Here is a 4,315-nt window from a genome sequence, read left to right on the forward strand (position 1 = left end):
TCCTTTCCTTGCTTATCGCTTCTTATTTTTTTGTATCTTCTGATCAGTTTCTTATTGTCAGCAATATGTTCTGCCAAAATATGAGTTTTGAAACAGTTCCTCCCTGTTTTGATAAAGTACATTGATGTGAGTAAGAATACACCAGCTAATAACCGGTTTGGGTCAGGTTCAAAATTTAAATGAATAATGGAGTTCACAGAAGATCAGACGCTTTTTCAGATTGTTTTTGATTCTGCTGCAAATGGTATTGCGGCCATGCAGCCCATATATGACGCAAGCGGCAAGGTAGATGATTTTTCCGTCCTGCTGTTCAACAAATACATCCTTCAATGGGTTGGTGATATAGATTATAAAGGCAAACGTTATACGGAAATTTTTCCCATGGCGCGGCAAAACGATGTGCTTGGGAAATTTATTGAGGCAGCTGAAACCGGTATCACCACCAGCTTTGAACGCATGTATGAAGTGGCAGGATCAAACCATTGGTTCCGGTTTACCGCAACCTATCAGGCGGGGCTGCTGATTGTAACCCTGGAGAATATAACAGAACCCAAACAGACAGAGCTGGCACTGCACAAGGCCCTGGAACATGCCGAAAAACAAGAGCGTCTGTATAATTCCATTACCAATAACACTCCGGATCTGGTGTACGTGTTCGATCTGCAATACCGGTTTACCTATGCCAACAAAGCCTTGCTGGCCATGTGGGGTAAATCAGCGGAAGATGCCATTGGCCGTGGCTTGCGTGAGAATGGTTATGAAGAATGGCACGCACAGATGCATGAGCGTGAGATTGATGAAATCATTGTTACAAAAAAACCGTTTCGTGGTACCGTATCTTTTCCGCATGCCGAGCTGGGCAGGCGCATCTATGATTACATCCTCGTACCTGTACTGAATGGCAAAGGGGAAGTGGAAGCCATAGCCGGCACCACCCGTGATATTACCGATATCAAGCGCGTGGAAGAAGAGCTTAAACGCAGTGAGGCACGTTTCCGCAACATGCTGCAGGAAGCTCCGGTTGCGGCTACTCTGTTCATGGGCCCCGACCTGGTGATTGAAATTGCCAATGAACTTACCCAGCAATATTGGTGGAAGAGTAAAGACATTATCGGCAAGCCCCTTGCTGAGGCCGCTCCCGAGCTGGAAGAGCAGCAGATGATCAGCTTGCTGAAAGACTTGTATCAGCGCGGAGGGGCGGCAAGTTATTCAGAAAGTCCGATTACCTTCCGCAAGAATGACGCCTTGAAAGAGGGGTATTATAATTTTTCGATTAAAACCTTGCATGACAATGATGGCCGGGTAGAAGGAATCCTCAGCCTGGGCGTGGATGTGACCGAACAGGTCAGGGCGCGTAAACAGATAGAAGCAAGTGAGGCACGTTTAAAATCGATGATTGACCAGACACCTGCCCCAACCCTCGTGCTCATGGGCGATGATCTGGCGATTGAACAGGTGAATGCACCTATGCTGCAATTGCTGGGCCGTGGCGACGATGTGCTGGGAATTCCTTTGCTTACTCTCATGCCGGAACTGAAAGGACAGTATATCTGGGAACAGGTTGAAAAAGTTTACCGCGAAGGAACAGCCTTTGATCAGTCTGAAGTGCTGGTACCGCATGAGCGCAACGGTATCCTGCAGGATTATTATTATAACATCGCTTACCGGCCGCTGAAAGAAGACGGGCAAATCACCGGTATGATCCAGGTGGCCATTGATGTAACCGAGCAGGTTACCGCTCGCAAAAAACTCGAGGAAAGCGAGACGCGTTTTCGCGCGCTGGTAAATGCTTCTTCGGACGTTGTATACCGTATGAATGCTGACTGGAGCGAGATGCGTGAGCTGGAAGGCCGGGGCTTCCTCGCGGATACTGGTGAGGCAATGCCCGACTGGGCTGTAAAATACATTCACCCGAAAGATTACGAAAAAGTTCAGCAGGCTGTGGCAGATGCTGTTTCGGGAAAATACGTCTTTGAATTGGAGCATCGTGTGCTGAAAGCCGATGGTACGATAGGCTGGACCTTCTCGCGCGCTGTGCCCATATTCGACCAGCAGAACAACATCATCGAATGGTTTGGCTCCGCAGCAGATATTACTGCACAGAAAGAAGTGCAGGCAATTATTAAAGAAAGCGAAGAGAAGTTCAGCCAGATGGCTGACCTGGTGCCGCAGATCATCTGGACCGGTAAAGCCGATGGTTACGTGGATTACTTCAACAAACGCTGGTACGAATACACCGGTTCGAAGGAAAACCTGGGCGGCGATCAAAGCTGGATTCACGTGCTGCATCCTGATGATGCACCTATGGTAACGGAAAACTGGTACAACAGCGTGGTGAATGGTATGCCCTACCAGCTTGAATTCCGCATCAAAAACGGTTCTACGGGCGAGTACCGCTGGTTCCTGAGTAAGGCATTGCCTATACGCGATAAAACAGGTATCATCACTAAATGGTTTGGTACCTGCACCGATATTCATGAACAGAAAACACTTACTACCAGGCTCGAAAGTCTGGTTGCCGCACGTACCAAAGAACTGCAGCGTTCCAACGAAGACCTGCAGCAGTTTGCACACGTTGCTTCCCATGATTTGAAAGAACCCGTGCGGAAAATAAAAACATTTACCGGCAGGCTCGAAGACCAGCTGCAGGGAAAACTGGATGAACCTGCAACCCGATATATTGAAAAGATACAGGCTGCTACAGACCGTATTTACACTATGATAGACGGTGTATTGGCATACTCCACCATCAATGCCAATAAGCAGAAATCTGAAGAAGTGGATCTGAACGTTGTATTGAAAAATATTGAAGCCGACCTGGAAATTCCTTTGCAGAAAAATGGCGGCACGATACAGTATCACAATCTCCCAACCCTTGAAGGGGCACCGGTATTACTCAATCAATTATTTTACAACCTCATTAACAACTCCATTAAATTTGCAAAAGCCGATGTGCCGCCACAGATACTGGTTAGCTCAGAAACAATTGCCGCAGGCCACATCAGTCTTTTCCGCATAACCGTGCAGGATAATGGTATTGGTTTTGATGCCGAAATGGCTGATCAGATTTTTGAAACTTTCACGCGTCTCAATTCAAAAGACAAATATGAAGGCACGGGCTTAGGATTATCCCTTTGTAAAAAAATAGTAGAGCGCCATAATGGCAGCATTGTAGCCACCGGCAGCAAAGGAGTGGGTGCCACGTTTGTGATCACCCTGCCGATGAAGCAAAAGGCTGCGGGGATATAAGAGGTGGGCTGCAATTGTTCTTGCAGTCATGGTCTGCGGCTCGCAGTCATATTCTAACTTCGCTCTTCGCGGTTTGTATTCATTGCGGTGAAGCAATACCAGGTAAAGTATTTACAATCTTTTAATAGATAAATAGAATAGAATTAAAAACGAGGCCCCGCGATTTTAATAGCGGGGCCTCGTTTTAATGTGTCGTGTATATCACCTTCATGAGTTATGCATGTATGCTTGCCATTTTTTCACATTCTTCGGCGCATCTTCTGCACGCGTCTGCACATTTTTTGCAATGCTCCATATGAGTATGCTTTTCACACTCCTGCGCACAATCACGGCAAATCTCTGCACATTCGGCGCACAGGTGCGTAGCATGGCTTCCACCTATGCTCATGAGCTCTGCTGTTGCCGCGCAAACAACGGCACATTGTCTGTCGAGCTCTACACAATGTAAAAGCATCGCAACATCACTTTCTCTAAGGCATTCTGTTGCACAACACTGGCATGCCACTGCACATGCAATACATGCATCAATGCAGTCCTGAAATTTCTGGTCCTTCATAGCTGTAATTTTTTAGTTTGAAATAGTATGGTTTACGGTATAAAATAAAAGTGCATTCGTATGGTATAGTAAAGATAGGCTTGTATGGTGTGTCAGGTATTGCAGGTTTTAAGGGAATGGTTACATGATTTCAGATATTATGTGCTGACACTTCACTATGGAGTGCAATGTACAGGCCATTTCACGCTGGCACAGCGGTCTGCCTTGTGTGAGGCTTTTGTATCAGACAGATCATCAGTTCCAGCACGTTCTTTTTTAAAGGGAAAACAAAAAAGCCTGCAAGAACGCTTGTTCATTGCCGGCTTTTCATGACAATATGTACAAAGTTTACCAGACTAAAAGTTTCTCATGCAATCACAATATGCATCGGTTAAAAATCTACGAGCAATTATTTATTTCAATCACCACGCAAGCACCTGTTGGTAGTCCAATTCTTTTTTAAGCATCACCAATGGACTGTTAAACTGTAATTCTTTAACAACCGTAAAGCCATGTTTTTTATACCAGGGT

General features: G+C 46.0%; 3 protein-coding genes. 1 reads left to right on the top strand and 2 read right to left on the bottom strand.

Features of this window, described 5'->3' with window-relative positions:
* Positions 1 to 197: hypothetical protein (locus ACTHJT_RS02060; RefSeq protein WP_440236024.1), on the bottom strand; the 197-nt coding region annotated here is incomplete at its 3' end.
* On the opposite strand from ACTHJT_RS02060, the gene ACTHJT_RS02065 reads away from it, so the two are divergent.
* The gene (locus tag ACTHJT_RS02065) at positions 187 to 3,249 is read left to right on the top strand and encodes a PAS domain S-box protein (protein ID WP_440236026.1); all 3,063 of its coding nucleotides are present in this window, start codon (positions 187 to 189) and stop codon (positions 3,247 to 3,249) included. The two genes, ACTHJT_RS02060 and ACTHJT_RS02065, sit on opposite strands and share 11 nt — an antisense overlap.
* Positions 3,250 to 3,463: 214 nt before the next feature.
* Here the strand turns inward: ACTHJT_RS02065 and ACTHJT_RS02070 are convergent, their stop codons facing one another.
* Entirely contained in the window at positions 3,464 to 3,805 is a 342-nt protein-coding gene (locus tag ACTHJT_RS02070) for a four-helix bundle copper-binding protein (protein WP_440236028.1), read from the bottom strand.
* Between the last annotated feature and the right edge of the window lie 510 nt (positions 3,806 to 4,315).

The organism is Cytophaga sp., from assembly GCF_051961495.1.
In the GTDB taxonomy this organism is placed as follows: domain Bacteria; phylum Bacteroidota; class Bacteroidia; order Cytophagales; family Cytophagaceae; genus Cytophaga.

What these genes read in the sequence shown, in the direction of transcription:
- ACTHJT_RS02065 (WP_440236026.1), top strand. Translation starts at nt 187, where the DNA reads ATGGAGTTCACAGAAGATCAGACGCTTTTTCAGATTGTTTTTGATTCT.
- ACTHJT_RS02070 (WP_440236028.1), bottom strand. Translation starts at nt 3,805, where the DNA reads ATGAAGGACCAGAAATTTCAGGACTGCATTGATGCATGTATTGCATGT.